A 25626-nucleotide genomic window follows, 5' to 3' on the forward strand; every position below is an offset into this window, starting at 1 on the left:
AGGCTCCCCAGATGCGGACATTCCGGACAGGCGCTTGTCCGCTGAAACGTCCACTGGATCTTGAAACGCGCTTGGCTGGGCTCGTTGCGAACGTTCGCAACGAGCCCAGCCATAGCGTTTTCGCAGTTCAGGGCCTTGCTGTACGCCTGCCCTGTGGTGGGGCGGGTGGGACTCGAACCCACGGCCGACGGATTATGAGTCCGCTGCTCTAACCGGCTGAGCTACCGCCCCTCACGGCGCGTCGCGCACATTTGTGCGCGCCGTCTGCCGCAGCATAGCCGCTCATACGATCTGCTGCCCGTGCGGGCTGCCGTCGGGCGACCTTGCACGCCCAAGAGGACTTCGATCACTGGGGGTTCGGTTCCCGGGCACAAGAAAAAGGACCCCTTTCGGGGTCCTCGTTCTGTTGCTCCCCCGACTGGACTCGAACCAGTAACCCTCCGGTTAACAGCCGAATGCTCTGCCAATTGAGCTACAGGGGATTGCGCTCCCCCGACTGGACTCGAACCAGTAACCTGCCGGTTAACAGCCGGCTGCTCTGCCAATTGAGCTACAGGGGATTGTGCTGCTTGCCTCGAATGCATCGCTGTCCGGGACTCCGGACGGCGTGCGCTCGCTGCGACACATACATTAGCGCAAGCAGGGGGGTGCTCCGCCAATCGGTATCGCCGGAGGTCGCCGCGGGCGGCCCGGGTGCCGGTGGGCAGGTGCCAGCCCGGCGTCCGGTGCCGGCCGGCACCGGACGGGATCGAGCGGCAAGGGAAAGGTGGAGCGATGCGCTACCGGCTCACGTTCATCGCGGGACTGGCGGTGGGATATGTGCTCGGCACCAGGGCCGGGCGGGAGCGGTACGAGCAGCTCCGCAAGAGCGCCCGGCGGATCGCGCAGAACCCGGCGGTGCGCAACACCGCCGAGTCGGCCGCGCTGACCGGGCGGCAGGCCGCGTCGAAGGCGTTCGTGACGGTGTCGACGAAGGTCGAGGGGCGGCTGCCCGCTCCGGTGGCGGAGCGGGTGCGGTCGCTGCGGGAGCAGCGGGCGGCCGATGACGACGAGTGGGGCACCAGCAATACGTGAGGTCGGGGCCCCGGTGGGCAAACCCTGACTCTTTCCCCAGGGGGCTCATGGGGCATCATCTGGGGCCATGGGGATAGTCGCCGGGTTGGACAGTTCGTCCGAGAGCACACGGATCGTGGTCTGCGACGCGGACACGGGTGCCGTGATCAGGAAGGGGTACGCGCCGCACCCCGTCGAGAAGGGGCCTGAGGTCGATCCGCAGGCGTGGCTGATGTCACTCGGCGAGGCCGCGGGGAACGGACTGCTGGAGGGCGTGCAGGCCATCGGGGTCGCGGCGCAGCAGAACGCGTTGGTGCCGCTGGACGCCGAGGGTGCTCCGGTGCGGCCGGCGCTGGTGGGCAACGACAAGCGGGCGCAGAGCGCGGCCGCGGACCTGGTGGACGCGCTGGGCGGGCGGGTGGCCTGGGCGCAGGCCGTGGGGTCGGTGCCGCAGGCGCAGCACCCGGTGACGAAGATGCGGTGGCTGGCGCGTGCCGAGGCGGCGAACGCGGCCCGGATCGCCGAGGTCATGACGCCGCACGACTGGCTGGCCTGGCAGCTGCTGGGCCGGCCGGCGCGGCGGACCACGGACCGGGGCGGGGCCTCGGCGACCGGCTACTGGTCGGCGGCGAGCGGGGCGTACCGGTCGGATCTGGTGGAGCTGGCGCTGGGGCACCAGGTGCGGCTGCCGGAGGTGCTGGGTCCGTCGGGGACGGCGGGTTTCACGCCGGAGGGGTTGCTGATCTCGGCCGGGACCGGCGAGACCATGGCCGCGGCGTTCGGGCTGGGGGTGGGTGTCGGCGACGCGGTGGTGTCGCTGGGCGCCTCGGGGTCGGTGTTCGCCGTCCACGAGGAGGCGCTGGCGGATCCGACCGGGACGATCACGTCGCTCGCGGACGCGACCGGGCGGCACCTGCCGGTGGTGCACACCACCAATGCGGTGCGGGTGCTGCGCGGTGCCGCGGAGATGTTGGGGACGGATCTGGCGGGGCTGTCGGAGTTGGCGTCGGCGTCGTCGCCGGGTGCCTACGGGATGGTGCTGCTGCCGTATCTGGAGGGTGAGCGGACGCCTCATCTGCCGCACACGGCCGGGTCGTTGCACGGGATGCGGCGGGAGAGCATGAAGCCGGAGCACATGGCGCGGGCGGCCGTGGAGGGCATGCTGTGCGGGCTCGCGGACGCGTTGGACGTACTGCGGAGCCGTGGGGTGGCGGTGCGCCGGGTGTTCCTGTTGGGTGCGGCGGCGGAGCTGGGTGCGGTGCAGGCGGCCGCGCCGGGGCTGTTCGAGGCGCAGGTGGTGGTGCCGCAGCCGGCGGAGTACGCGGCGCTGGGTGCGGCCCGGCAGGCGGCGTGGGCGTGGCAGGTGGCGCACGGCACGGCCGTGGACGGCGGTGGGGGGTACCCGGAGCCGCCGCAGTGGCCGGCGGCGGCGAGCCAGGTCTTCGAGCCCGGTGAGGAGCTGCCGGTGTGGCAGGCGGTGCGGCAGCAGTTCACGGCGGTGCGGGACGAGGTCCATCCGGGGGCGTTCCAGCGGGAGGGCTGAGCGGCGGGCCGTGGGGTCAGTCGAGGTAGCCGCGGAGCTGGTCGGCGAAGGCGTGGTCGCGGAGTTTGCCGAGGGTCTTGGACTCGATCTGGCGGATGCGTTCGCGGGTGACGCCGAAGATCCGGCCGATCTCCTCCAGGGTGCGGGGGCGGCCGTCGGCGAGGCCGTAGCGGAGTTGGACGACCTTGCGTTCGCGTTCGCCGAGGGTGGAGAGGACCGCGTCGAGGTGTTCGCGGAGCAGGAGGAAGGCCGCGGATTCGACGGGTGAGGCGGCGTCGCCGTCCTCGATGAGGTCGCCGAGGGCGACGTCCTCCTCCTCGCCGACGGGGGCGTGCAGGGAGACTGGTTCCTGGGCCAGGCGCAGGACGTCGGTGACGCGTTCCGCGGTGAGGCCGAGGTGGGCGGCGACGTCCTCGGGGGTGGGTTCGCAGCCGCGTTCCTGGAGCAGGCGGCGTTGGACGCGGACGACGCGGTTGATGAGTTCGACGACGTGGACGGGGACGCGGATGGTGCGGGCCTGGTCGGCGAGGGCGCGGGACATGGCTTGGCGGATCCACCAGGTCGCGTAGGTGGAGAACTTGTAGCCGCGGGCGTAGTCGAACTTCTCGACGGCGCGGATGAGGCCGAGGTTGCCCTCCTGGACGAGGTCGAGCATGGTCAGGCCGCGGCCCACGTAGCGTTTGGCGACGGAGACGACCAGGCGCAGGTTGGACTCGATGAGGCGGCGTTTGGCGATCCGGCCGCGGACCACCAACGTGTCGAGTTCGTGGGCGAGTTGGGAGTCGAGGTCGGGGGTGCGGGTGAGTTTCTCCTCGGCGAAGAGGCCGGCTTCGACGCGGCGGGCCAGGTCGACTTCGTCGGCGGCGGTGAGGAGGGGTATCCGGCCGATCTCGCGGAGGTACTGGCGGAAGAGGTCGGAGGAGGGGCCGGTGTCGGTGGGGGGTCCGGGCGGTTCCGGGGGTTGTTGGGCGGCGAGGAGTTCGACGGCGGGTGGTTCGGCCTGTTGCGGCACGGTGACCGGGGTGGCGTGCAGGCCGGTGTCGGGTGGGGCGGCCGGTGCGCCACCGGCAGGTGCGGCGGAGAGGGTCCGGGTCTGCACGGGGGCGACCTCCAGGGTGATCGCGGCTGGGGCGGCACGAGGACCGGGGCGGAGGCGGCCGGGCCGCCTTTCGGTCGCCCCGCGTCGCGAGCGGCTGCGCGGGGGCGCACGGCCCGTAGGGCGGCGCGTGCGGCCGGATGCGCCGCGCTCCGGGACTTACGGCACCGCTCTTCAGTGTGGAGTACGACGCATGTCCGCCACGAGGGGCGTGCGGGCACTTTTTGAGTCCGTTCCGTGACCGCGTGGCTACCGGGAGGTGCCGGTGGAGGGCGGCGGGGTCCCTGGTGCGGGTGGGGCGGTGGGGCGGGGTGGTTCAGAGGGCGGCGGCGCCGCGTTCGCGGAGGGACTGGCCGTATTGCTGGAGGACCCAGAGTTCGTTCTGGACGGCGGTGAGTTGTTCGGGGTCGGCGCGGGGGTCGAGGCGTTGGAGGGTGCCGCGGATCTCCATGACGCGTTGGTTGACGGCGGCGAGGCGGACGGCGACGAGTTGCACGCCGGCGTAGACCTCGTCGGGGTCGCGGCGGGTGTGGAGGGGTTCCACGGCCAGCTCGGTGACCATGGCGCGGACGGTGTCGTCGGGGGCGGCGGCGCGCACCCGGGCGAGGTAGTCGCCGTCGGCGGAGCCGGTGGTGGCGCCGCCGGCCTCCTCGATGCACTGGCGGACGACGGCGTACGGGGGTGCGGAGAATTCGTCGGCCCCGTAGGCGTCGAAGGCCGGGGATACCAGGTCGGGGCGCTGGAGGGCGAGCTTGAGGAGTTCCCGTTCGACGCGGTGGGCGGGGCTGCGGAGGTTGAGGGCGGGGCCGCCGGCGCCGGGGGCGGGGCGCTGCGGCTCGGCGGCGGAGGGGGTCTCGCGGCGCTGCGGGCGGCCTTGGCCGGGGCCGCCGTCGCGGCCGCGCTCGCGGGCCCAGCGGGCGAGTTGGGAGACCCGGCGGACGACGAACTGGGTGTCCAGGATGCCGAGGATGCCGGCGAGTTGGACGGCGGACTCGTGCTGGATGGCGCTGTTCTTGATGCGGGCGACGATGGGTGCGGCCTCGTCGAGGGCGGCGGCGCGGCCGACGGGGGTGTCGAGGTTGTGCCGGGAGACGACGTGGCGGAGGGCGAACTCGAAGAGCGGGGTGCGGGAGGCGACGAGGTCGGCGACGGCCTGGTCGCCCTTGGCGAGGCGGAGGTCGCAGGGGTCCATGCCGCCGGGGGTGATGGCGATGGAGGTCTCGGCGGCGAACTTCTGGTCGTCCTCGAAGGCGCGTAGGGCGGCCTTCTGGCCGGCGGCGTCGCCGTCGAAGGTGAAGACCACTTCGGAGCCGGAGTTGTCCATCAGCAGTCGGCGGAGGATCTTGATGTGGCCCTCGCCGAAGGCGGTGCCGCAGGTGGCGATGGCGGTGGTGACGCCGGCGAGGTGGCAGGCCATGACGTCGGTGTAGCCCTCGACGACCACCGCGCGGTTGGTCTTGGCGATCTCCTTCTTGGCGAGGTCGATGCCGTAGAGGACCTGGGACTTGCGGTAGAGCGGGGTCTCGGGGGTGTTGAGGTACTTGGGGCCGTTGTCGTCGTCGCGGAGCTTGCGGGCGCCGAAGCCGACGACCTCGCCGGAGATGTCGCGGATGGGCCACATCAGGCGGCCGCGGAAGCGGTCGATGGGGCCGCGGCGGCCTTCCTGGGAGAGGCCGGAGAGGACCAGTTCCTGGTCGCTGAAGCCGCGGCCGCGCAGGTAGCGGGTGAGGTGGTCCCAGCCGGCGGGGCTGTAGCCGATGCTGAAGTGCGCGGCGGCGTCCTGGTCGAAGCCGCGGTCGGCGAGGAAGGTGCGGGCGATGACGGCCTCGGGGCTCTCCAGCTGCTCGGTGTAGTACTGGGCGGCGGCCTTGTGGGCCTCGACGAGGCGGGTGCGCTCGCCCTGCTGGCGGCCGGGGGTGTAGCCGCCTTCCTCGTAGCGGAGGGTGATGCCGGCCTGGGCGGCGAGGCGCTCGATGGTCTCGGCGAAGGAGAGGTGGTCGATCTTCATGACGAAGTCGACGGTGTCGCCGCCCTCCTGGCAGCCGAAGCAGTGGTAGAGGCCCTTGGCGGGGCTCACGTGGAAGGAGGGGGACTTCTCGTCGTGGAAGGGGCACAGGCCCTTGAGGTTGCCGCCGCCGGCGTTGCGGAGCTGGAGGTACTCGGACACGACGGCGTCGATCGGGACCGCGTCCCGTACCGCCTTCACATCGTCATCGTTGATCCTGCCTGCCACGGGTGAATTCTACGGTGGGGGTCGGACAGTTCCCGTCGGGTGCCCGTCGGCCGGGGGCGGTGGGGGTGCGGGGCGGGTCAGCCGAGGAGTTCCCGGAAGCGGTCCGGGGCGATGTTGCCGCCGGAGACGATCACGCCGGTGCGGGCCGGGGGGTGGTCCAGGTGGCCGGCGAGCAGGGCGGCGAGGGCGGTGGCGCCGCTGGGCTCGATGACGATCTTGAGGCGTTCGAAGGCGAAGGCCATGGCGGTGCGGATCTCGTCGTCGGTGACCAGGAGCACGGAGTCGACGAGCCGCCGGTTGATCGCGAAGGTCAGTTCGCCGGGGGTTTCGACGGCCTGGCCGTCGGCGATGGTGCGCGGCACGGGGACGGTGACGCGGTGGCCGGCGGCCAGCGAGCGGCGGGTGTCGTCGCCGGCGGCCGGTTCGACGCCGATCATGCGGATGCCGGGGGCCAGGGCGGTGGCGGCGGTGGCGGCGCCGGCCATCAGTCCGCCGCCGCCGACGGGCACCAGGAGCGCGTCGAGCGGGCCGGTCTCGTCGAGGAGCTCCAGGGCGGTGGTGCCCTGGCCGGCGATGACGTGCGGGTGGTCGTACGGGGGGATCAGGGTCGCGCCGCGTTCCTCGGCGATCCGGCGGCCGAGGGTGGCGCGGTCCTCGGTGTAGCGGTCGTAGGGGACGATCTCGGCGCCGTAGTCGGCGGTGGCGTCCCGTTTGGAGCGCGGGGCGTCCGCGGGCATGACGATGACGGCGTGGGTGCCGTGTTCGCGGGCGGCGAGGGCGACGGCCTGGGCGTGGTTGCCGGAGGAGTAGGCGACGACGCCGTGGGCGAGTTGTTCGGGGGTGAGGCGGGAGAGGGCGTGGTAGGCGCCGCGGAACTTGAAGGCGCCGGCGCGCTGGAAGTTCTCGCACTTGAGGAACGCCTGGGTGCCGGTGCGGGCGTCGAGGGTGCGCGAGCGCAGCACCGGGGTGCGGTGGGCGGCGCCGGCCAGTCGGCGGGCGGCTTCCCGGACGTCGTCGAGGGTGACGTCCGGGGTGCCGCTGGGGTCGGGGTCGGCGCCGCCGGTGGAGCTGTTGGTGCTCGTGGGACCAGAGGTCATACGGGCACGCTACGGGAGCAATGAGGTCAGAGGAACGGTGGGATCGGCCAGCTTGTCGGGGTCCAACGGGATGCCGGAGCGGATCAGTTGCTGGATGTGTCCGGCGACGTCCCAGACGTTGACGTTCATGCCGGCCAGGACGCGTCCCTCGTGGAGCCAGAAGGCGATGAACTCCCGCTTGCCGACGTCGCCGCGGCAGACGACCTGGTCGTAGGAGCCGGGCGGGGCGTAGCCGGAGTACTCCATGCCGAGGTCGTACTGGTCGGAGAAGAAGTACGGGACGCGGTCGTAGCTGATGTCCTGGCCGAGCATGGCGCGGGCGGCGGCCGGGCCGCCGTTGAGGGCGTTGGCCCAGTGTTCGACGCGCAGCCGGGTGTCGAGCAGGGGGTGGTCGGCGGCGGCGACGTCGCCGGCGGCGTGGACGTACGGGTCGGAGGTGCGCAGTGCGGCGTCGACGGCGATGCCGCCGCCGTCGGCGCGGTCGACGACGTCGAGGCCGGCTTGTTCGGCGAGGGCGGTGCGGGGGGCCGCGCCGATGGCGGCGAGCACGTCGTGGGCGGGGTGTTCCTCGCCGTCGTCGGTGCGGACCGAGACGACCATGCCGTCTTGGCCGACGATCTCGGTGAGGTGGGCGCCGAAGTGGAAGCGGACGCCGTGTTCGGCGTGCAGGTCGGTGAAGAGGGCGCCGAGTTCGGGGCCGAGGATGCCGTGCAGGGGGGTCGGCTCGGGCTCGATGATGGTGACCTCGGCGCCGTAGGAGCGGGCGGCGGCGGCCACTTCGAGGCCGATCCAGCCGGCGCCGGCGATGACCAGGTGGCCGTTCTCGCGGCCCAGGGAGGCGAGGACGCCGCGCAGGCGTTCGGCGTGGGCGAGGCGGCGGAGGTGGTGCACGCCGGCGAGGCCGGTGCCGGGGACGTCCAGGCGGCGGGGTTCGGCGCCGGTGGCCAGCAGCAGCTTGTCGTAGGCGATGAGGGTGCCGTCGCCCAGGCGGACGGTGCGGGCCGCGGGGTCCAGGTGGACGGCGGGCTGGCCCAGGTGGAGCTCGATGCGGGCCTGGGCGTAGAAGGCGGGTTCGTGGACGAAGACGCTGTCCCGTTCTTCCTTGCCGAGCAGGTACCCCTTGGAGAGCGGGGGGCGCTCGTAGGGGTGGTCGCGTTCGTCACAGATGAGGATCACCCGGCCGGTGAACCCTTCCGCGCGGAGCGTCTCCGCGGCCTTCGCCCCGGCCAGGCCACCCCCGACGATGACGAACGTCTGGTGCGTGTCGACCACTTGCTTCCTCCTCGTTGCGGTGCCGTACGTCCGCGTCCGCGTCCGTGAACGCCCCCGTTGGTTCCCCCGTCGGTTCCCCCGGTGCTGCCCCGTTGTCGCTGCCCCCGTTCCCTCCTGGCTCCTTGATGCCTTCGACCGCGTTCGGGTTCCCGTACGTCGGTGCGGGGACGAGCGTCCCGCACGGAGCGTGAGGGGGGAAGAGGGGCCGCCCCCCAAGGGTCACCCTGGGTTGCCCTAACCGTTACCAGGGGGACGTGTGAGGCGGGCGTGAAGAGTACGCGCGGAGGCGTCGGTGAGTGCGGCGATCTGGTCGATGACGGCCCGCATCCGGGCGGTGTCGTCGGGGGCCGCGTCGAAGAGCGAACGGAACTGCGGGTCAAGGCCGTCGGGGGCGCGGGCGAGGAGCGCCTCCGCCAATTCGGCGATGACCACGCGCTGGTCGGCGCGGAGCGCTTCCTGGTCGGGGCGTTGGATGACGTAGCGGTCGGCGACGGCCTTGAGAACGGCGCATTCCAGCCGCGTTTCGGCCGGAACCACCAGCTCCGCCGCGTAGCGGGTGAGCGGGGTGCCGCCTCCGTCGGGGCCCGGCCGGTACGGAGGGTGCCCCCACCGCTCCCGGGTGGCCTCCTCGGCGGCCTGGCAGAAGCGGCCGATGAGCTGGCTGGTGGCGTCCTTGAGGCGGGCCTGGGCGAGCGCCGAGCCGTCGTAGCCGTGCGGCCACCACTCCTGCTCCAGGAGGCGGTCCAGGGCCGCGGCCAGCTCCGCCTCGCCGGCGCCGGGGGCGTAGCGCTGCGCGGCGACCACGAAGATCTCGGCGCGCTCGGGGTCGGCGAGCAGGACGTTGGGGTCCAGGTGGCCGGCGTGCAGCCCGTCCTCGACGTCGTGGACGGAGTAGGCGACGTCGTCGGACCAGTCCATGACCTGCGCCTCGAAGCTGCGCCGGGCGGACGGGGCGCCCTGCCGGAACCATGCGAAGACCGGCAGGTCGTCGGCGTAGACGCCGAATTTCGGGAGGGTGGGCCCGTCGGGGTGGGCGCCGCGCGGCCACGGGTACTTGGTGGCGGCGTCCAGGGCGGCGCGGGTGAGGTTGAGGCCGACGCTGATCGGGGCGCCGCCCGGGGACGGCACGAACCGTTTGGGTTCCAAACGGGCCAGCAGGCGCAGCGACTGGGCGTTGCCCTCGAAGCCGCCGCAGGGTGCGGCGACCTCGTTGAGGGCCTGTTCGCCGTTGTGCCCGAAGGGCGGGTGGCCGAGGTCGTGCGCGAGGCAGGCGACCTCGACCAGGTCGGGGTCGCAGCCCAGGGCGGCGCCCAGTTCGCGGCCCACCTGGGCGCACTCCAGGGAGTGCGTCAGCCGGGTGCGGGGGCTGGCGTCCCACGCCTGGGTGGCGCTGCCCGGGGTGACGACCTGGGTCTTGCCGGCGAGCCGGCGGAGTGCGGCGGAGTGCAGGACCCGGGCGCGGTCGCGCTGGAAGGCGGTGCGCCCGGGTCGCTTGTCCGGTTCGGGGACCCAGCGTTCGGTGTCCGCAGCGGTGTAGCCGGGGGGCGCCGCGTGCGGTTCTTGGCCGGGGCTGGGAGGAGTTGCCCGTGTTGTGCCCGTCATACCGCGACGGTAGCCGCCCCGATGACGTGCGTGCCGGATCCGGTACGCGCGCAGAGCGCCTGGTCGTAGCGGTGCAGCACGAGACGGGCCAGCGCGGGGTGGTCGCCCAGGGGTGCGGCGGCCGGCCCGGGGGCGAGGGCCGCGCACTGGTCGGCGAACCGGCCGGGGGCGGCGAAGCAGGCGGCGACGGCGATGTCGCGGGGCCGGTGGCCGCGGTCGGTGAGGGCGCGGACGGCCTCGGGGACGGTCGGGGACACGGCGGAGGCGTAGCCGGGCAGGACGGGGACGCCGAGGCGGGCGGAGAGCAGGCGGGCGGTGCGGGCGGTGTCCCGGGCCGAGCGGGCGGCGCGGGAGCCGGCGGCGGCCAGGACGACGGCGGGCCGGTGGCCGTGGTGGGGGCCGGTGGGGAAACCGGCCTCCAGGAGGCGGTCGTGCAGCGCCTCCACCAGGAGCGCGTCCGGGCCCAAGGGGGTGGCTATCCGTCCGCTGAGGTGCCCGGCGGCGGCGAGGGCGGCGGGCAGGTCCCGGGTGACGTGGTGGCCGTGGCCGAACAGCAGCGGCACCAGGACCGCCGGGCCGGGCGCGTCGCGCAGGGCGGCGAGGGTGTCGGCGAGCGGCGGCTCGTCGAGTTCGAGGTGGCCCAGGTGGACGGGGAGGCCGGGGCGGAGCGCGCGGACGCGCGCCAGGAGGGCCCGCACGGCGGGGGCGGCCCCGGGGTGGCGGCTGCCGTGGGCGACGGCCACCAGGGCGGGCGGCCGGGCCGTGGGGCGGCGGAAGCCGTGCAGGCGGACCGTGCGGAGCCGGCTGCTGAGTTCGGCGGTGATCTCGCAGGCGAGGCCGGCGGCGCCCAGGGGGTCGGCGGGTCGGGGGCACGGGTCGGGGAGCGGCGGGGGCGCGGCGGGGCTCGGTTCCGGGGTGGGGTGGTTCGCTGTCGACGCCGTCATGCGCCGAGCCTGGCAGACGGTCGTTGCGGGGCCGTTTCCCGGCGGGGAACTCCGTGTACCGGGGCGCTGCCGCGGGCCCGCCGGCCCGTGGGAGGACTCCGCCGCGGGCCGGAAACCGGGACGACCCGGCGCCGTAACACGCCCGTTCCACGCTGGCCGGCATGGACACCGTCGCCACGGCCGCCACCGCCACGGTCGAGACCCACTGCCCCTACTGCGCCCTCCAGTGCGGCATGGGGCTCCAGCGCGCCGACGGCCCGGACGGCCCGGCCGTCGAGGTCGTGCCGCGGCCCGCCTTTCCGGTGAACCGGGGCGCGCTGTGCGGCAAGGGGCGGACCGCGCCGGAACTGCTCGCCCCGGGGGCCCGGTTGACCGTCCCGCTGGTGCGCGATCCGGCGTCCGGTGCGTTGGTGCCGGCCGACTGGGACACCGCCCTGGACCGGGTCGCGGAGGGGCTGCGGCGGACCGGTGCGGTGTACGGGCGGGACGCGGTCGGGGTGTTCGGCGGCGGGGGGTTGACGAACGAGAAGGCGTACACGCTGGGGAAGTTCGCGCGGGTGGTGCTCGGCACGTCGCAGATCGACTACAACGGCCGGTTCTGCATGTCGTCGGCCGCGGCGGCGCAGGGTCGGGCGTTCGGGTTGGACCGGGGGCTGCCGTTCCCGTTGGCCGACGTGGCGCGCACCGGGTGCGTGCTGCTGGTCGGCTCCAACCTGGCGGAGACCATGCCGCCGGCGCTGCGCTACCTGACCGAGCTGAAGGAGAACGGCGGCCGGTTGATCGTCGTCGATCCGCGCCGCACCCGCACCGCCGAGCAGGCGGACCTGCACCTGGCGCCGCGCCCGGGCACGGACCTGGCGCTGGCGCTGGGGCTGCTGCACCTGGTGGTCGCCGAGGGCCGCACCGACGAGGAGTTCCTCGCCGCGCGCACCCGTGGCTGGCCGGCGGCCCGGGCCGCGGCGATGGCGCACTGGCCGGAGCTGGTCGAGCGCCTCACGGGGGTGCCGGTGCCGCAACTGCGCGAGGCCGTCGCGCTGTTCTGCGACGCGTCGTCCTCGATGGTGCTGACGGCGCGCGGCCCGGAACAGCAGGCGAAGGGCACGGACACCGTCGGCGCCTGGATCAACCTGTGCCTGGCCACCGGGCGGGCGGGCCGGGAGCTGTCCGGCTACGGCTGCCTGACCGGTCAGGGCAACGGCCAAGGCGGTCGGGAACACGGCCAGAAGGCCGATCAGTTGCCCGGCTACCGGCGGCTGGACGATCCGGCGGCCCGCCGTCACGTGGCGGGCGTGTGGGGGGTGGACCCGGACGCGCTCCCCGGGCCGGGCCGCAGCGCCTACGAGTTGCTGGACGCGCTGGGCGGGGACGTCCGGGCGCTGCTGCTGATGGGTTCCAACCCGGTGGTGTCGGCGCCGCGCGCCGCCCATGTGGAGGAGCGCATACGGGCGTTGGACTTCCTGGTGGTGGCGGACGTGGTGCGGTCCGAGACGGCGGAGCTGGCGGATGTGGTGCTGCCGGTGGCGCAGTGGGCGGAGGAGACCGGGACGACGACGAACCTGGAGGGCCGGGTGCTGCTGCGCCGCCGGGCGCTGGACCCGCCGCCCGGGGTCCGCACGGACCTGGAGGTGCTCGGGGGGCTGGCGGCCCGGCTGGGGCAGCGGACGGGCTTCCCGACCGACCCGGAGGAGGTCTTCGAGGAACTGCGGCGGGCGTCGGCGGGCGGCCCGGCGGACTACTCGGGGATCAGCTACGCGCGGATCGCGGCGGAGGACGGGGTGTTCTGGCCGTGCCCCGCACCCCCGACGCGGGCCGTGACGGGGGCGCAGGCGGCCGGCGGGGGGCCGGCCGGGGTCCCGGCCCATCCCGGCACGCCCCGGCTCTTCCTGGACCGGTTCGCGACGCCCGACGGCCGGGCCCGGTTCGTGCCCGTCACGCACCGCCCGGCGGACGAGGAGACCGACGCCGGGTATCCGGTGGTGCTGACCACCGGGCGGGTGCTGGCCCAGTACCAGTCGGGCGCGCAGACGCGCCGGGTGGCCGCGCTGAACGCCGCCGAGCCCGGCCCCTACGTCGAGCTCCACCCGCGGCTGGCGGACCGGCTGGGCGTCGCCGACGGCGAACCGGTGGCGGTCGTCTCGCGGCGCGGCCGGGCGGTGGCGCCGGCCCGGGTGACCCGGGCGATCCGCCCGGACACGGTGTTCATGCCGTTCCACTGGCCGGGCGCGGGCCGGGCCAACACCCTGACCAACCCGGCGCTCGACCCGGTGTCCGGGATGCCGGAGTTCAAGGTGTGCGCCGTCCGGATCGAGCGGCTGGACGGGTAGCGGCGGGCGGCCGGCCGGTCAGCTGGCGTCGAGTTCCTTCAGGTAGGCGGCGCGGGTCTCGTCGTCCAGGAAGGACGCCAGGAAGGAGTTGCGGGCGAGCGTGCGCAGCGTCTCCTCGTCCAGGTCGAGGGCGTCCCGCACGGCGGTGAAGTTGTCGTCGGCGTACCCGCCGAAGTAGGCCGGGTCGTCGGAGTTGATGGTGACCAGCAGCCCGGCGTCCAGCATGGCGGGCAGCGGGTGGTCGGCGAGGTCGTCGACGACCCGCAGCCGCACGTTGGACAGCGGGCACACGGTGAGCGGGATCCGCTCGGCCACCAGGCGGGCCACCAGGCGCTCGTCCTCCATGCAGCGCACCCCGTGGTCGACCCGGTCCACGCCGAGCAGGTCCAGGGCCTCCCAGACGTACGCCGCCGGGCCCTCCTCGCCCGCGTGGGCGACGCACTTGAGGCCGGCTTCCCGGGCCAGCGCGAAGACCTCCTGGAACTTCGCCGGCGGGTGGCCGACCTCGGCGGAGTCCAGGCCGACGGCGGTGATCCGGTCCAGGTAGGGGCGGGCCGCCTCGAAGGTCGCCAGGGCCGATTCGGCGCTCTCGTCGCGGAGGAAGCACATGATCAGGCGGGTGGTGATGCCGTACGTCTCCGGCGCGGCGTCCAGCGCCCGGGACAGGCCGTTGATGACCGTGCCCAGGGGGACGCCGCGGGCGGTGTGCGCCTGCGGGTCGAAGAAGATCTCGGCGTGCCGTACGCCCTGCTCCTTGGCGCGGGCCAGGTAGGCGTGCGCCAGGTCGGCGAAGTCGTCCTCGGTGCGCAGCACCTCCATCAGCGCGTAGTAGAGGTTCAGGAAGGACTGGAGGTCGGCGAAGGAGTAGGCGCGGCGGAGCTCGTCCTCGGTGGCGTAGGGCAGGGTCACGCCGTTGCGTTCGGCGAGCGCGAAGGCCAGGCCGGGCTCCAGGGTGCCCTCGATGTGGAGGTGCAGTTCGGCCTTGGGCAGGGGGCGGTGGGCGGGGGTGCTCGGGGAGTTGGAGGGCACGGGGTCACACCTGTTCTGCTGTGCTGCGGGGCGGGTTCCGGCTCGGACCGTACGGGGTGACGCGCCCGGCCTCGGACGCCTCGCCCGTACGGGACGAGTCGTCCGAGGCTATCGGGGGGAGCGCGGGGCGGCGCGGCCGGTCCAGTGGCCGCCGGTGATCGGGGTGCCGGTGGCCCGTAGGCGGGTGGCGAGGGGTTCGGCCGCCAGGTAGACCCAGGCGCGGACGGTGCGGCCGTCCGCGCAGACCGCCTCGGTGGCCACCCGCTCGTAGAGGTTGCCGGCGCCCGCCGGGGCGCCCGGGGTGTAGCCCTCCAGCCGGTCCAGCGCGGCGCGGACCGCGTCGTAGTCGGCGTCGCGGGGGCGGATCAGGGCGCCGTGCACCACGGCGTCGGCGGGTCCCGCGGTGGCGTAGGGGTATCCGGGGCCCTCGTAGAGCAGCGCGCCGGCTATCCGGGCCGGTTCCTCGGCGGTGGTACGGCCGCGCAGGGTGCGGGCGTAGTTGGCCCCGCCGGGACGCAGCGTCCCGTAGACGAAGAACGGCAGGCGTTCGGCCTCGGTGGTCATCGTGGCTCCTCCACGGGCGGTGCGGTGCGGCCCACCGGGCGGTGCGGCGGCGCCGGGCCGCCGGCGACCGCGCCGCGACCGGCTGTGACCTTGCCGACGGCGGCCCGTCCCGTGCAACCATGCCAGCCCGCGGCACGTCGCAGCAGGCGACGTCGACCGGCCCCGCACGGCCGCGCTCGCCGTCGATCGACATCGCGCACGCGGTCGGTGCCGGCGCGGCGCGCGGCGGCACCGGGGAACGGGGGCAGGGCATGCGGGGTCCACAGATGTCTCGAGGGTGGTTGCGGCGCGTGCGCCTGCCGCGGACCCGGCGCGCGCAGCGCCGGACGTTCCAGGTGGTCGTGGCGCTGACGGTGCTCGCGCTGCTGCCGGCGACGTGGCTGAACGCCGGCGCCGGTCCGCGCGTCCGTACGGTCGCCGACGTGCCGGCCGCCCCGGTGGCGGTGGTCTTCGGCGCCGGCCTGTGGAACGGCGCACCGTCGCCGTACCTCGCCCACCGACTGGACGCCGCCGTCCGGCTCTACCGGGACGGCACGGTCCGCGCCGTCCTGGTCACCGGCGACAACAGTCGTCACGACTACGACGAGCCGGACGCGATGCGCGGCTACCTGGTGGGGCACGGCGTCCCGGACCGGAAGATCGTCAGCGATTTCGCGGGCTTCGACACCTGGGACTCCTGCACGCGGGCCCACCGCATCTTCGGGGTGGACCGCGCCGTACTGGTCAGCCAGGGCTTCCACATCCGGCGGGCGCTGGCCCTGTGCCGCGCGGCCGGGATCGACGCCTACGGGGTGGGGGTCGCCGCCGACCACGACGTGACCTGGGCGTACGGCGGGGTGCGGGAGATCCTCGCGGCCGGCAAGGCCACCGCGGAGGCGGTGCTGCGGCCCGATCCGCACTTCCTCGGCCCCAAGGAGCGGGGCCTGGCGGCGGCGCTCCGCTAGCGCGCCGCCGCCCGGTCCCGCCTCAGGGGCGGGTGGGCGCTAGGCGTCGTCCGCTCCGTCCGGCACGTCCTCGGAGCCTTGCGAACTCTGGGAGTTCTGGGAGTCCTGTGCGTTCTGGGAATCCTGTGTGTCCTGGGAGCCCTGGGCCTTGGTGGCGCGGTCGTAGAGGCTGAGGATCTCCTTCCCGAAGTACGGGCTGTAGGAGGTGCGGTCGCTGTGCGGGCCCTGGGGTCCGCCGCCGTTCACGCCGCCGATGACGCCGATGACCCGGCCCGTACGGGTCCGCGGGTCGTAGCCGGCCAGCCAGGGGCTGCCCGAGGTGCCGCCGTAGAACCCGTTGCACTCCATGCGCAGTTGACGGGTGCCGGCCAGCCGCTCCGTAGTGGTGTCGCAGCGCACCGCCCGGTCCTCGGGGTCGCTGCGCAGGTTGGGGTAGCCGATGACGCTGACCTGGTTGCGGTAACTGGGCGTCGCCGCCAGGACGTTGCCGCCGGTGACCTCCTCGATGTGCCGACCGGAGTCGTCCGGGGCGACGGTGGCGAACGCGAAGTCCAGGTCGGCGCCGGCCCCCGAAGTGCCGCGGTCCGAGTACGCGTAGCTGTCCTCGATGGCCCAGACCCCGTAGGGCTGGGAGTCCTGCCCGGACTGGTACTGGGGGACGAACGCGGCGCGCGCCCCCGGGTTGCAGTGCCCGGCGGTGAGGATCAGGTTGCCGTGCGGGCTGTGCACCACACTGGCGGTGCAGTGGTGCTCGCGGGCCTCCCCGTCGACGGAGAACAGCACGCCGACGGACGGGATCCCGTCGAAGTGCGTGGCGGTCGGCGCGGCTTGGGAGGTCGTGGCGGGCTTGCCGGGGGCGCGCTCGGGCGGGGCCGCCTTGGCCATCCGCTGCGGGGTCCAGAACGCCTTGGCGTCCTTGCTGGTCCAGGTGGAGCGGGGGTGGGACTCGTGGTTGACGCTGGACTGCGTGCCGTGGCCACCGGGGCCGGTGTCGGCCGCGTGGCTCACCGGGGACGTGGCGAGGCCGAACGCCATGCCCAGGACCAGGGTCACGGCCCGCCCCCGGCGTCGCAACCGGTCGTCGGTGACCCGCAGCGCGTGCCGTCCGCGGCGCGCGGGCGCGGCGTTCCACGGGTGCGCCGCATCCGGTGCACCGTCGGCCCCGCGCGCCTCCACCGCATCCGGCGCCTCGTCGGTGCTCCGCACGTCGATCGCCCTCCGCATGCCGGTCGCCCCCGCCCCGTGGGCCGTCCGCGACCCGTCAGCTTTCTTCGGCACGTCAGCTGTCTTCGACACGTCAGCTCGTCTCCTCTGCGACCCAGGCGAGGTATCCGGCGCCACCGTGGGTGACCGGGGTGGCGATGATTTCCGGGGTGTCGTAGTCGTGCGCGTCGAGGAGGTACGCCTCCAGCGCCGCGTAGCGCGCGCTCGCCGTCTTGAACAGCACCTGCCACTCCTGGTTGGTCTCCACGGCGCCGTTCCAACGGAACACCGAGGTCACCGGCGCGCTGATCTGGGCGCACGCCGCGAACCGGCCCTCGATGGCGCCGCGCGCCAGCCGCTCGGCCTTCTGCTCGCTGTCGGTGGTCGTCATCACGGTCAGGAAGCGCGCCGGCACCCCGACGGGTGCGGGGGCGGCAGCGGGGTCGTTCAGGGCGGTGGGGTCGGCCACGGTTACACAGCCTTCGCGGTCGGGTTGGGTGTGGGACTGGCGGGTCGCACGTCTCGGCTCTCCGGCGCGTCGATCTTTCAATCTTTCGATCAAGGGATCGCCTCGCATCGTACGGACCGCGGTGATCAACTAGCGCACGGCGGGCCGCCCTTTGCCGGCAAGCACCCGGACGTCCCATTGCCTCCGGATTCGCGTCGTCCGCCGGGGAACGTCCCGGTTGCGCCGTGCGGGGCACGGAGAACGATGGAGGAAGGAGCTCCGCCGCCGGTCCCGGCCCGAAGGCCGGCCCGCACCTGAAAGGCGCGCGTCATGGTGAACCTCGAAACCCTCGTCCGCGACCAACTCGACGACGCCAGGGCTTCCGCCCACGGCCGCAGCGCCCACCTCTTCGTCCACGACGGGCCGCTCCGCCAGACCGTGATCGCCCTACTGGCCGGCACCGCGCTCGACGAACACAACGCACCGCCGGCGGCCAGCCTTCAGGTGCTGCGCGGCCGGGTCCGGCTGACCGGCCCGGGCGGCGGAGAGGAGCTGACCGCGGGTCACGTCGCGGCGATCCCGCACGCCCGCCACGGCCTCCAGGCACTCGAGGACTCCGTGGTCCTCCTGACCGCCGTCACCGAAGTGCGCGAACGGGCCCGGGGCGTCACAGCGGGTGCGGCGGCCCGCACCTGACGGCCGCCCCGACGCACGGCCGCCACACCTCCCCTTCTTCACACTTTCGTGGACTTCATATTTTTCTGAAAGTTCCATACCATCGAATCATGAACGCTTCGAACCCTCAGAACCCGCAGAATCAGCAGATCCGACGAGACGCGCAGGGGTCGCAGGACGGGCAAGGTCCGCGCCGTCCGGGGAGTCCGGCGAGCCCCGCCTCGACGACCACGACCACGACAGCACCAACGGCAGCGACATCGACATCGACAACCGGCTTACCGTCGGCGCCGCCAGAACCGACAGAACCGCCTCGGTCGGCGGAGCGGCGACACCCCGTGCGGTTCACCGGGGTGCAGGAGACCCTGCTGGCCACGCTCTACGGACGCGCGCTGGACTGCCGCGCGCGACGGCCGGTCCTCGGCGACACGATGGCCGTCGACGCCGTGCGGCGGATCGACTACGACTTCGCGCGGCTCCGGGTGGGACCCGGCGCCGGCGGCTCGGTCGCCCTGCGCGCCCGCCAGTTGGACCTCTGGACGGCCCGCTTCCTAGCCGCCCACCCGGACGCGACGGTGGTGCACCTGGGGTGCGGCCTCGACACCCGCGTCCGCCGCCTGGCCCCCGGCCCCGAAGTGCTGTGGTTCGACGTCGACTTCCCCGAGGTCATCGCGCTCAGACGGCAACTCTTCCCCGAGCCGTCGGGGTACACCGCCATCGGGTCGTCGGTGACCGACCCGGCGTGGGTGGCACGGATCCCCACGGACCGGCCCACGATGATCGTGGCCGAAGGGCTGCTGATGTACCTCACCGAGCAGGACGGCACCGCGCTGCTCCGCCGGCTGATGGCCCACGCGCCCGGCGGCGGGCTGGCGTTCGACTTCTTCAGCCGGTTCGCGGTCCGCGCGGCCCGCCTCAACACCGTGATCGCGCGCACCGGATCGACGCTGCACTGGGGCGGCGGGCCCGCGGACGTCGCCCGGCTGCGCCCCGGACTGGAGATCGTCGAGAGCTTCGGCGCCCTGGAGATACCCGACCTCGCCCACTTCCCCGCGCGCTACCGGGCACTGGCCCGCGTCACCAACCTGGTCCCCGGCATCCGGGAGATGTCCCGGCTCTACGACTGCCGCTTCTGACGGGACGGTCCTCCCGGCGCGTTCCGCCCTCAGGCGGCGAACCACTGGTCGTAAGCCAGCTTGCAGAGGAGGACGATGACGACGAGGACGAGCACGCCACGGACGAACCCGGCACCGCGCTTGAGGGCCATCCGGGCGCCGACCGTGCCGCCGACGAGGTTGAAGAGCGCCAGCAGCCCGCCCAGTTGCCACAGGACCGTGCCCTGGAGGGCGAACATCGTCAGGGCCCCGATGTTGGTGCAGACGTTCACGACCTTGGCGGTGGCGGACGAGGTCACCAGGTCCATGTGGAGCACGGCGACGAGCGCGACGACGAGGAACGCCCCGGTGCCCGGCCCGATCAGACCGTCGTAGAAGCCGATGCCCAGACCCGCGATCAGCACGGCCGCCAGCACGCGCTGCCGCGAGACGGGGCCCGACGCGGCGACGGCGGTGCCGAAGGCCGGGCGGAAGAGTACGAAGGCGAGCACACCCAGGAGGACGGCCATGATCAACGGGCGCAGCACCTCGCTGTTGATGCCCGCCGCGAAGAACGCCCCGCCCAACGACCCGGCCATCGCGGCGACACCGATGCGCAGTGCGATGCCGACGTCGATCGGCGCCTTGCGGAGGTAGGTGACCGCGGCTGCGGACGTGCCGACGATGGCGGCGGACTTGTTGGTGCCGAGGATGAAGGCGGTGGGCACCTGGGGGAGGCCCACCAACAGGGCCGGGAGCAGCAGCAACCCGCCGCCGCCCACCACGGCGTCGACCCAGCCCGCGGCGAGGGCGGCCAGACAGAGCAGGGACAGCGTGAACAGCGATATGTCAGGGGGCACCAGGCGATCTTATGGAGGCGCCCGGGCGGGCCGTGGACGAGCCGGGGGAGGAAACGGGCCGGTTCACGACGGCCCGAGCCGAGCGGGGACGCGCGCGAACGCGCAGGGAGGAGCGGGAAGGAGCGGGAAGGACCAGGGAGGTTCGTTCAGAGCCGAACGGGGAGGTGCGGGGACATGCCAGGGAGGCGCGCGGACGTGCCAGGAGGCAGGGGGAACGTGTGCGGACGTACGGGGTGCAGGGCGGCGCAAGGGACGTACGGGGACGTGCAGGAGGCCGTGATGTGATGACGTCGTGAGTCGCGCTGTCGAAGAGACCAACCGCCGCATGCTCCGGGCACGGGACGCGATGGACCGCGCCTACGCGCAGCCACTGGACGTGCCGGCCCTGGCCCGGATCGCCCATGTGTCGGAGGCGCACTTCACGCGGACCTTCCGGGCCACGTTCGGCGAGACGCCGCACCGTTACCTGCAACGGCGCCGGGTGGAGCGGGCCATGTTCCTGCTGCGGGAGACCGATCGCAGCGTGACCGACGTCTGTTTCGAGGTCGGCTTCGGCAGCCCGGGCACGTTCAGCCGCACGTTCCGCGGCATCGTCGGGCGGTCGCCGAGGACGTACCGCAAGGAAGCGGTGGCCACGGGCGTGCCGACGTGCTTCACGATGGCGTGGACGCGGCCGAGCGACTGATCGACCGGGCGAATGGGCGACTGATCGACCGGGCGGTCCTTCGGCTGGTCTCCCGGGCTGGTCTCCCGGGCCGCCGCTGGACCGAGCAGTTTTGGATAAGTTTTCGTCGCGGCGGCTCAGTAGCGTGAGGCACATGTTCAACGCCATCACGCAATCGCAGATATACGTCCTGGACCAGGACGAGGCCCTCGACTTCTACGTGGGCAAGCTCGGCCTGGAGGTCGCCGCCGACGTCCCGTTGGGCTTCATGCGCTGGTTGACCGTCAGCGTCCCCGGTCACCCGGAACGCCAGATCCTGCTGGAGAAGCCGGGCGCACCGGCGATGTCCGAGGAGACCGCCGAGCAGGTCCGCGCCTTGGTGACCAAGGGGGCGATGGGCGGGTGGCTCATCTTCACCACGGACGACTGCCGCAAGACCTACGAGACGCTGCTGGGCCGCGGCGTGGAGTTCACCGAGGAGCCCACCGACCGCCCCTACGGGACCGACTGCGGACTCCGCGACCCCTTCGGCAACCGGATCCGGTTCACCCAGCCGCGGGCCTAGGCAGTCGTCGAGGAGCGGCTCCGGTCTCTCGCGCACCTCTCGTCTTTCGCCATTCGCCATTCGCCTCTCGCGCCTCGCGTCTCGCCTCGTGCCGTGCGGATCTTCGTGCGGCCGGGGCGGAGGCTGGAATGGCCAGGGGCCGTTCTGGAAACGGCGTTGCCGCCGTTGTTGCCACCGTTGTTGCCGCGGTGACCACCGGGTGTCGCGGAGCCGGACGGTGGTTCTCCGGTTTGCCGGCGCGTTGGTTCCAGGGGGCCGAACGGGGCGGGTTGGGCCGCTTCTTGACCCTTTGCACTGTGCGCATGTGTTCGGCCTGCGACAGCGGTGTGGTGGAACAGCGACGCCTGTGTCCCGTGGTTCACAGCACTGACATAGTGATCAAGAACGTGCTGAGGAACCGAAGCCGTCACGGCTTCAACCATTGGATATCAAGGGGTCTTTCATGTCCGGCAACCGCCGAACGGCACTTCTCGCCTCCGCAGCCCTCGTCGGCTGCGCCATGTTGATGACGGCGTGCCAGGACACGGGCTCGGGCACCGCGAAGGACTCCCCGTCAGCCGGCTCGTCCGACTCAGCCGGCTCGTCCGACTCAGCCGGCTCGTCCGACTCGGCCAGCTCGTCCGGCTCGTCGGCCGCGGGCGGCGGGAAGGACTCCGGGGCGAAGGACTCCGGTGAGCAGGGCACGCTCGCCGGGACCGGCTCCAACGAGAACGGCAAGATCGGCAAGTGCCGCACCGACGAGCTGCAGGTGACGGCGAAGGACAGCACCATCACCGGCGACAACGAGGGCACCGTCGCGGTGCAGCTGAAGAACGGCGCCGGCCGGGACTGCTCCCTGTCCGGGTACGCGGGCGTAGACCTGAAGACCAACGCGGGGTCGCTGTCCGCGAAGCGCACCGGCGAGAAGGCCGAACCGATGGTCCTCAAGGACGGGAAGTCGGTGTACTTCGGCGTCCACTACCCCCTCAACACGTCGGGCGGCTCCGGCGTCCGCATCACCGGCCTCGTGGTGACCCCGCCGGACGAGACGAAGTCGGTCACCCTCAGCTGGCCGGGCGCCGGCTCGCTGCCCGTCTCGGACGGCCCTGGCTCCCCGGTGAAGGTCGGCCCGCTCGGCAGTGCCGGCCAGGGCGGCTGACCCGCACACGCCACGCGCCCGGCGGAACGTCCTTCCGCCGGGCGCGAGCGCGAACGCGCGTTGGCACTGTTCCCCGGATTCCCGCAGCCCAGCCCGGCCCGGCCCGGCCCGGCGTACATCGTGGCGTCGGGTCAGTCGGCTGGGCGTACCCGCCCGTTCGACGGTTGAGTGCGGGGGAACCGGGGGGCCGGTGACGCGTGGGCGTCGCGGCACGGGCTGCCACCGATGCGGGCGTCGCCGGGCCGTCGGGGGATCACCACGACAGCCGCTGCCGAACGCGGCCCGGTGCGCGGATCCATGCCAGGTCCTCTGTGTTCGGGGGCTTGCGGGCGGAGCCGATTGAAGCAGCGCCCCGAGGGCGCCCACTACTGGTGCCCCACACGAAAAAGCGACGGCGTGCGGCTGTGCAATGGAATGAAGGCACGGAGGGGTCGACCGCGCGCGCCCGCCTGCACGGCGATGTCGCTGAGCGGCCCGACGTGGGCGGCGAATCCGATCTCCGAAGGCGCCGGACTCCCGGCTTTCCGCTGTTTAAGCTGCGGGGCATGGACGCCCAGACGCATTCCGACGCCGCCGCGGACCCCGAGCTGACCGGGCAGCACGGAGTTCAGCGGGAGCCCCACGCAACAGGGCCGACCACGGCGGCCGGGGCACGCACGGCCGGCGGTACCCGTCCCGACTTGACCGGCGGTACCCGTCCCGACTTGGCCGGCGGTACCCTTCCCGACTTCTCCCTCGGGGGAACGCTGACCGTCGGACGGCTCGGGTTCGGGACCGGAGGTCTGGTCGGCCCCGGGTACTGGGGGCCGCGGCACGCGGATCCCGCGCGTTCCCTGGCGGTGTTGCGGCGGGCCGTCGACCGCGGCGTCACGCTGATCGACACCGCGGACAACTACGGCCCCGACGTGGCCGAGGAGTTGGTGGCGCGCGCCCTCCACCCGTATCCGGACGGACTCGTGATCGCGACGAAGGGCGGCGTCGTCCGCACCGGCCCGGACGTCTGGCACGTCGCCGGCCGGCCGGAGGACCTGCGCGCCATGTGCGACGCGAGCCTGCGGCGGCTCAAGACGGACACCATCGACCTCTACCAGCTGCACCGACTCGACCCCGACGTCCCCATGGCGGAGCAGCTGGGCACCCTGGTCGAACTCCAACAGGCCGGAAAGATCCGCCACATCGGCCTGGACAGCATCGGAGCCGCGGAGTTGACCCGGGCACGCGAACTGGCGCCGATCGCCTCCGTGCAGAACCGCTACAACGTGCTGGACCGCGCCTCCGAGGACGTGCTGGAACTGTGCGAGCGGACGGGGACGGCGTTCCTGCCCTGGTTCCCGTTGGGGCACGGCACGCTGGTGGGCCGCCCGGGCGGTTCGGGCGGCCCGAAGGGCCGGTCCGGCGCCTCTGCCTCTGCCTCTGCCTCTGCCTCTGCAACGGACGCCCTGACGACGATCGCCGCGGCGCACGGCGCGACCACCGGCCAGATCGCCCTGGCCTGGCTCCTCCACCACTCCCCCGCCCTGCTGCCGACCCCCGGCACCGGCTCCCCCGACCACCTGGACGAAAACCTCGCCGCGGAGCGGATCGCCCTCACGGAGGCGGAGTTGACGTGGCTCGACGGGCTGGGGACGGTGGCCGGATGAGCGCCCCGTCGGCGCCCGCGGCAGGGGCGTAGACGGCTCCGACCCGGGTGTCAGGCCGGCCGGTCCGCCGAAGACGCGGCCCGCAGGCGGGCGCCGCGGCTCGTGGCGATGCGGCGGATCTCCGTCAGGGACTCGGTCAACTCGACGGTGAGGAGATGGAGTTCGCCGGGCGACCAGTTGCGGGCGTCGAGGAGGCGGCGGGCGTCCTCCACCAGTCCGTCGGCGAGGGAGAGTTGGGCTTCTTCGACGTCGTCGGCCAGGCGGGAGACCAGGCCGGTTCCGTCGCCGAGGACGTAGGACGGCTTGCCCTCGGGGCTCGACCACGGCAGGAGGCGTGGGGTGGCGTCGGTCATCGTCGTCATCCTCCAGGGGTGCGGTGGCCACACCATCGAGCCAACGCGCTTCGTTTGTGGGGGTCTTGCTCGCAGCGAGGCCGGATACTCGGTGTAGCGAATTGGTCACCATGAGAACGCGGCGGGCAAGAGGATCGATGCGGTTGAACGACAGAGTTCAACGGAGTGACCTGCTGCGATGCCGACGTGCGCCCACATGATGAGAGGTCATAGCGTTGGACGAGACGACCACGCCCGATCACTTGAATCCGCTCCAGCGCTTCGGCCGTGACGTCAGGCAAGTACGGCTGGCACGCAAGCTCACACAGAAGCATCTGGCCAAGGCGACGGGCTACACCGACGGCTACGTCAGCAAGGTCGAGTCCGGAACGCTGCTGCCCAGGCCCAGTCAGAAGTTCGCCACGGGCTGCGACAACGTTTTCGGGACAGGTGAGTTGTTCGCGGGGATGTTACGGAGGATCGATGAGGGGGAGCATCCGTCATGGTTCGTTCCGTACCTGAATCTGGAGCGTAAGGCGTCGCGGATCCTGAACTACGAGACCAACCTCGTGGCAGGCATGGTCCAGACGGACGACTACGCTCGGGCCGTCTTCCGCGTATCCAATCCCCTGGCAACTGCGGAGGGGATCGAGGACAAGGTCGCGGCGCGACTACGGCGACGTGAGATGTTCGAGCGGAAGACTCCGCCGCGCTTATGGATCATCCTTCATGAGGCCTGCATGCGAACCGTCGTCGGCGGAGCAGGGGTGATGGCCGGACAGCTTGACCACCTCCGGAAGGTGGCCGCGTCACCACATGTCGAGCTCCAGGTCATGCCGTTCTCAGCGGGCATCCCCGCCACGTCGACGATGCCCTTCACTGTGTTGCGTTTCACGCACGACCCCACGGTGCTGTACACGGAGACCCGGGTAGGAGGCAGGATGCACGAATCCGAACAAATGGTCGGAGCCGCCCTGGATGACTACGACCTGCTGCGGGCGCATGCGTTGTCCCCGGATGAATCGCTGCCCCTGATCAAGACCTTGCTGAAGGAGTACCGAACATGAGCCCCGCCTTGGATCTCACCAGAGCGCAGTGGATCAAGTCGTCGTACAGCGAAGGAAACGGAGGGATGTGCATCGAGGTCTCCCCTGCCTACGCCCAAACCCACGCCCTCGTCCCCCTCCGCGACAGCAAAACCCCCCACGGCCCCGCGATCACCGTGTCCGTAACGGGGTGGTCGTCGTTCGTGGACGCGGTCAAGAATGGGGAGTTCGCCGTCTGAGGACCGTTTTGAGGAGGAGCG

Annotated in this window: 24 protein-coding genes and 3 tRNA genes; 12 read left to right on the top strand and 15 right to left on the bottom strand. The window is 72.9% G+C overall.

All coding sequences use genetic code 11. The features are described 5' to 3' along the window. Positions 1-154: 154 nt before the first annotated feature. From ABD385_RS35410 to ABD385_RS35420, 3 genes are all read right to left on the bottom strand, one after another. Positions 155-231: transfer RNA gene (locus tag ABD385_RS35410), tRNA-Ile, on the bottom strand. A gap of 178 nt (positions 232-409) precedes the next feature. Then, positions 410-482 (bottom strand) — tRNA-Asn (locus tag ABD385_RS35415). Between the two features lie 5 nt (positions 483-487). Continuing rightward, a tRNA-Asn gene (locus ABD385_RS35420) sits at positions 488-560 on the bottom strand. Between the two features lie 214 nt (positions 561-774). Between ABD385_RS35420 and ABD385_RS35425 the strand changes: the two genes are divergently transcribed. Both ABD385_RS35425 and ABD385_RS35430 read left to right on the top strand, forming a co-directional pair. Then, positions 775-1074, top strand: coding sequence for a YtxH domain-containing protein (locus tag ABD385_RS35425; protein WP_344583647.1), 300 nt, complete (start codon positions 775-777; stop codon positions 1072-1074). 67 nt (positions 1075-1141) lie between these two features. Further along, positions 1142-2596, top strand: a complete 1455-nt coding sequence (locus ABD385_RS35430) for an FGGY family carbohydrate kinase (protein WP_344583649.1) — start codon at positions 1142-1144, stop codon at positions 2594-2596. A gap of 16 nt (positions 2597-2612) precedes the next feature. Here the strand turns inward: ABD385_RS35430 and ABD385_RS35435 are convergent, their stop codons facing one another. The 6 genes from ABD385_RS35435 to ABD385_RS35460 all read right to left on the bottom strand — a co-directional run bounded on the left by ABD385_RS35435 (position 2613) and on the right by ABD385_RS35460 (position 10840). Beyond that, positions 2613-3716: an RNA polymerase sigma factor gene (locus ABD385_RS35435; protein WP_344583699.1), complete on the bottom strand. Its 1104-nt coding sequence runs from the start codon at positions 3714-3716 to the stop codon at positions 2613-2615. A gap of 292 nt (positions 3717-4008) precedes the next feature. Then, positions 4009-5925 (bottom strand): DNA primase, encoded by a 1917-nt coding sequence (gene dnaG, locus ABD385_RS35440; protein ID WP_344583651.1) that lies wholly within the window; start codon positions 5923-5925, stop codon positions 4009-4011. A gap of 77 nt (positions 5926-6002) precedes the next feature. Continuing rightward, positions 6003-7022 carry a pyridoxal-phosphate dependent enzyme gene (locus tag ABD385_RS35445; protein WP_344583652.1) on the bottom strand — a complete coding sequence of 340 codons (1020 nt, stop codon included), beginning with the start codon at positions 7020-7022 and terminating at the stop codon, positions 6003-6005. A gap of 9 nt (positions 7023-7031) precedes the next feature. Beyond that, positions 7032-8294, bottom strand: coding sequence for an NAD(P)/FAD-dependent oxidoreductase (locus ABD385_RS35450; protein WP_344583653.1), 1263 nt, complete (start codon positions 8292-8294; stop codon positions 7032-7034). 234 nt (positions 8295-8528) lie between these two features. Beyond that, positions 8529-9896, bottom strand: a complete 1368-nt coding sequence (locus ABD385_RS35455; RefSeq protein ID WP_344583655.1) for a deoxyguanosinetriphosphate triphosphohydrolase — start codon at positions 9894-9896, stop codon at positions 8529-8531. Next, entirely contained in the window at positions 9893-10840 is a 948-nt protein-coding gene (locus ABD385_RS35460; protein ID WP_344583657.1) for a sirohydrochlorin chelatase, read from the bottom strand. The genes ABD385_RS35455 and ABD385_RS35460 overlap by 4 nt, the downstream gene beginning before the upstream one ends. A gap of 161 nt (positions 10841-11001) precedes the next feature. Between ABD385_RS35460 and ABD385_RS35465 the strand changes: the two genes are divergently transcribed. Beyond that, positions 11002-13164: a molybdopterin oxidoreductase family protein gene (locus ABD385_RS35465; RefSeq protein WP_344583659.1), complete on the top strand. Its 2163-nt coding sequence runs from the start codon at positions 11002-11004 to the stop codon at positions 13162-13164. Positions 13165-13182: 18 nt separating this feature from the next. Here the strand turns inward: ABD385_RS35465 and ABD385_RS35470 are convergent, their stop codons facing one another. Then, positions 13183-14193, bottom strand: a complete 1011-nt coding sequence (locus tag ABD385_RS35470) for an adenosine deaminase (RefSeq protein WP_344583660.1) — start codon at positions 14191-14193, stop codon at positions 13183-13185. Positions 14194-14301: 108 nt separating this feature from the next. Further along, positions 14302-14757 (bottom strand): gamma-glutamylcyclotransferase family protein, encoded by a 456-nt coding sequence (locus tag ABD385_RS35475; protein WP_344583662.1) that lies wholly within the window; start codon positions 14755-14757, stop codon positions 14302-14304. Positions 14758-15023: 266 nt separating this feature from the next. Here ABD385_RS35475 and ABD385_RS35480 point away from each other — a divergent pair, with 266 nt between their 5' ends. Beyond that, on the top strand, positions 15024-15701 hold the full coding sequence (locus ABD385_RS35480) for a SanA/YdcF family protein (protein WP_344583701.1): 678 nt from the start codon (positions 15024-15026) through the stop codon (positions 15699-15701). Positions 15702-15740: 39 nt separating this feature from the next. On the opposite strand, the gene ABD385_RS35485 is transcribed toward ABD385_RS35480, so the two are convergent. Further along, the gene (locus tag ABD385_RS35485; RefSeq protein WP_344583664.1) at positions 15741-16997 is read right to left on the bottom strand and encodes a trypsin-like serine peptidase; all 1257 of its coding nucleotides are present in this window, start codon (positions 16995-16997) and stop codon (positions 15741-15743) included. Position 16998: 1 nt separating this feature from the next. Beyond that, the gene (cutA, locus tag ABD385_RS35490; RefSeq protein WP_344583665.1) at positions 16999-17373 is read right to left on the bottom strand and encodes a divalent-cation tolerance protein CutA; all 375 of its coding nucleotides are present in this window, start codon (positions 17371-17373) and stop codon (positions 16999-17001) included. A gap of 309 nt (positions 17374-17682) precedes the next feature. On the opposite strand from cutA, the gene ABD385_RS35495 reads away from it, so the two are divergent. Beyond that, positions 17683-18048, top strand: coding sequence for a cupin domain-containing protein (locus ABD385_RS35495; RefSeq protein ID WP_344583667.1), 366 nt, complete (start codon positions 17683-17685; stop codon positions 18046-18048). A gap of 317 nt (positions 18049-18365) precedes the next feature. Further along, positions 18366-19163 carry a class I SAM-dependent methyltransferase gene (locus tag ABD385_RS35500; RefSeq protein WP_344583669.1) on the top strand — a complete coding sequence of 266 codons (798 nt, stop codon included), beginning with the start codon at positions 18366-18368 and terminating at the stop codon, positions 19161-19163. 29 nt (positions 19164-19192) lie between these two features. Here the strand turns inward: ABD385_RS35500 and ABD385_RS35505 are convergent, their stop codons facing one another. Further along, on the bottom strand, positions 19193-19981 hold the full coding sequence (locus ABD385_RS35505) for a sulfite exporter TauE/SafE family protein (RefSeq protein ID WP_344583671.1): 789 nt from the start codon (positions 19979-19981) through the stop codon (positions 19193-19195). Between the two features lie 292 nt (positions 19982-20273). Here ABD385_RS35505 and ABD385_RS35510 point away from each other — a divergent pair, with 292 nt between their 5' ends. From ABD385_RS35510 to ABD385_RS35525, 4 genes are all read left to right on the top strand, one after another. After that, positions 20274-20666: a helix-turn-helix domain-containing protein gene (locus ABD385_RS35510; RefSeq protein WP_344583673.1), complete on the top strand. Its 393-nt coding sequence runs from the start codon at positions 20274-20276 to the stop codon at positions 20664-20666. Between the two features lie 133 nt (positions 20667-20799). After that, complete coding sequence (locus ABD385_RS35515; protein WP_344583675.1) at positions 20800-21210, top strand: VOC family protein; 411 nt, start codon at positions 20800-20802, stop codon at positions 21208-21210. 442 nt (positions 21211-21652) lie between these two features. Further along, entirely contained in the window at positions 21653-22348 is a 696-nt protein-coding gene (locus tag ABD385_RS35520; RefSeq protein ID WP_344583676.1) for a DUF4232 domain-containing protein, read from the top strand. Positions 22349-22893: 545 nt separating this feature from the next. Beyond that, positions 22894-23988: an aldo/keto reductase gene (locus ABD385_RS35525; protein WP_344583677.1), complete on the top strand. Its 1095-nt coding sequence runs from the start codon at positions 22894-22896 to the stop codon at positions 23986-23988. Positions 23989-24038: 50 nt separating this feature from the next. Here ABD385_RS35525 and ABD385_RS35530 read toward each other — a convergent pair whose 3' ends face one another. Next, a complete protein-coding gene (locus ABD385_RS35530; protein ID WP_344583679.1) occupies positions 24039-24341 on the bottom strand; it encodes a hypothetical protein in 303 nt (100 codons plus the stop codon). Positions 24342-24556: 215 nt separating this feature from the next. Here ABD385_RS35530 and ABD385_RS35535 point away from each other — a divergent pair, with 215 nt between their 5' ends. Both ABD385_RS35535 and ABD385_RS35540 read left to right on the top strand, forming a co-directional pair. After that, on the top strand, positions 24557-25387 hold the full coding sequence (locus tag ABD385_RS35535) for a helix-turn-helix domain-containing protein (RefSeq protein WP_344583681.1): 831 nt from the start codon (positions 24557-24559) through the stop codon (positions 25385-25387). Then, positions 25384-25605 carry a DUF397 domain-containing protein gene (locus ABD385_RS35540; RefSeq protein WP_344583682.1) on the top strand — a complete coding sequence of 74 codons (222 nt, stop codon included), beginning with the start codon at positions 25384-25386 and terminating at the stop codon, positions 25603-25605. The genes ABD385_RS35535 and ABD385_RS35540 overlap by 4 nt, the downstream gene beginning before the upstream one ends. Positions 25606-25626 lie beyond the last annotated feature (21 nt).

Source organism: Streptomyces lunalinharesii (genome assembly GCF_039532155.1).
In the GTDB taxonomy this organism is placed as follows: domain Bacteria; phylum Actinomycetota; class Actinomycetes; order Streptomycetales; family Streptomycetaceae; genus Streptomyces; species Streptomyces lunalinharesii.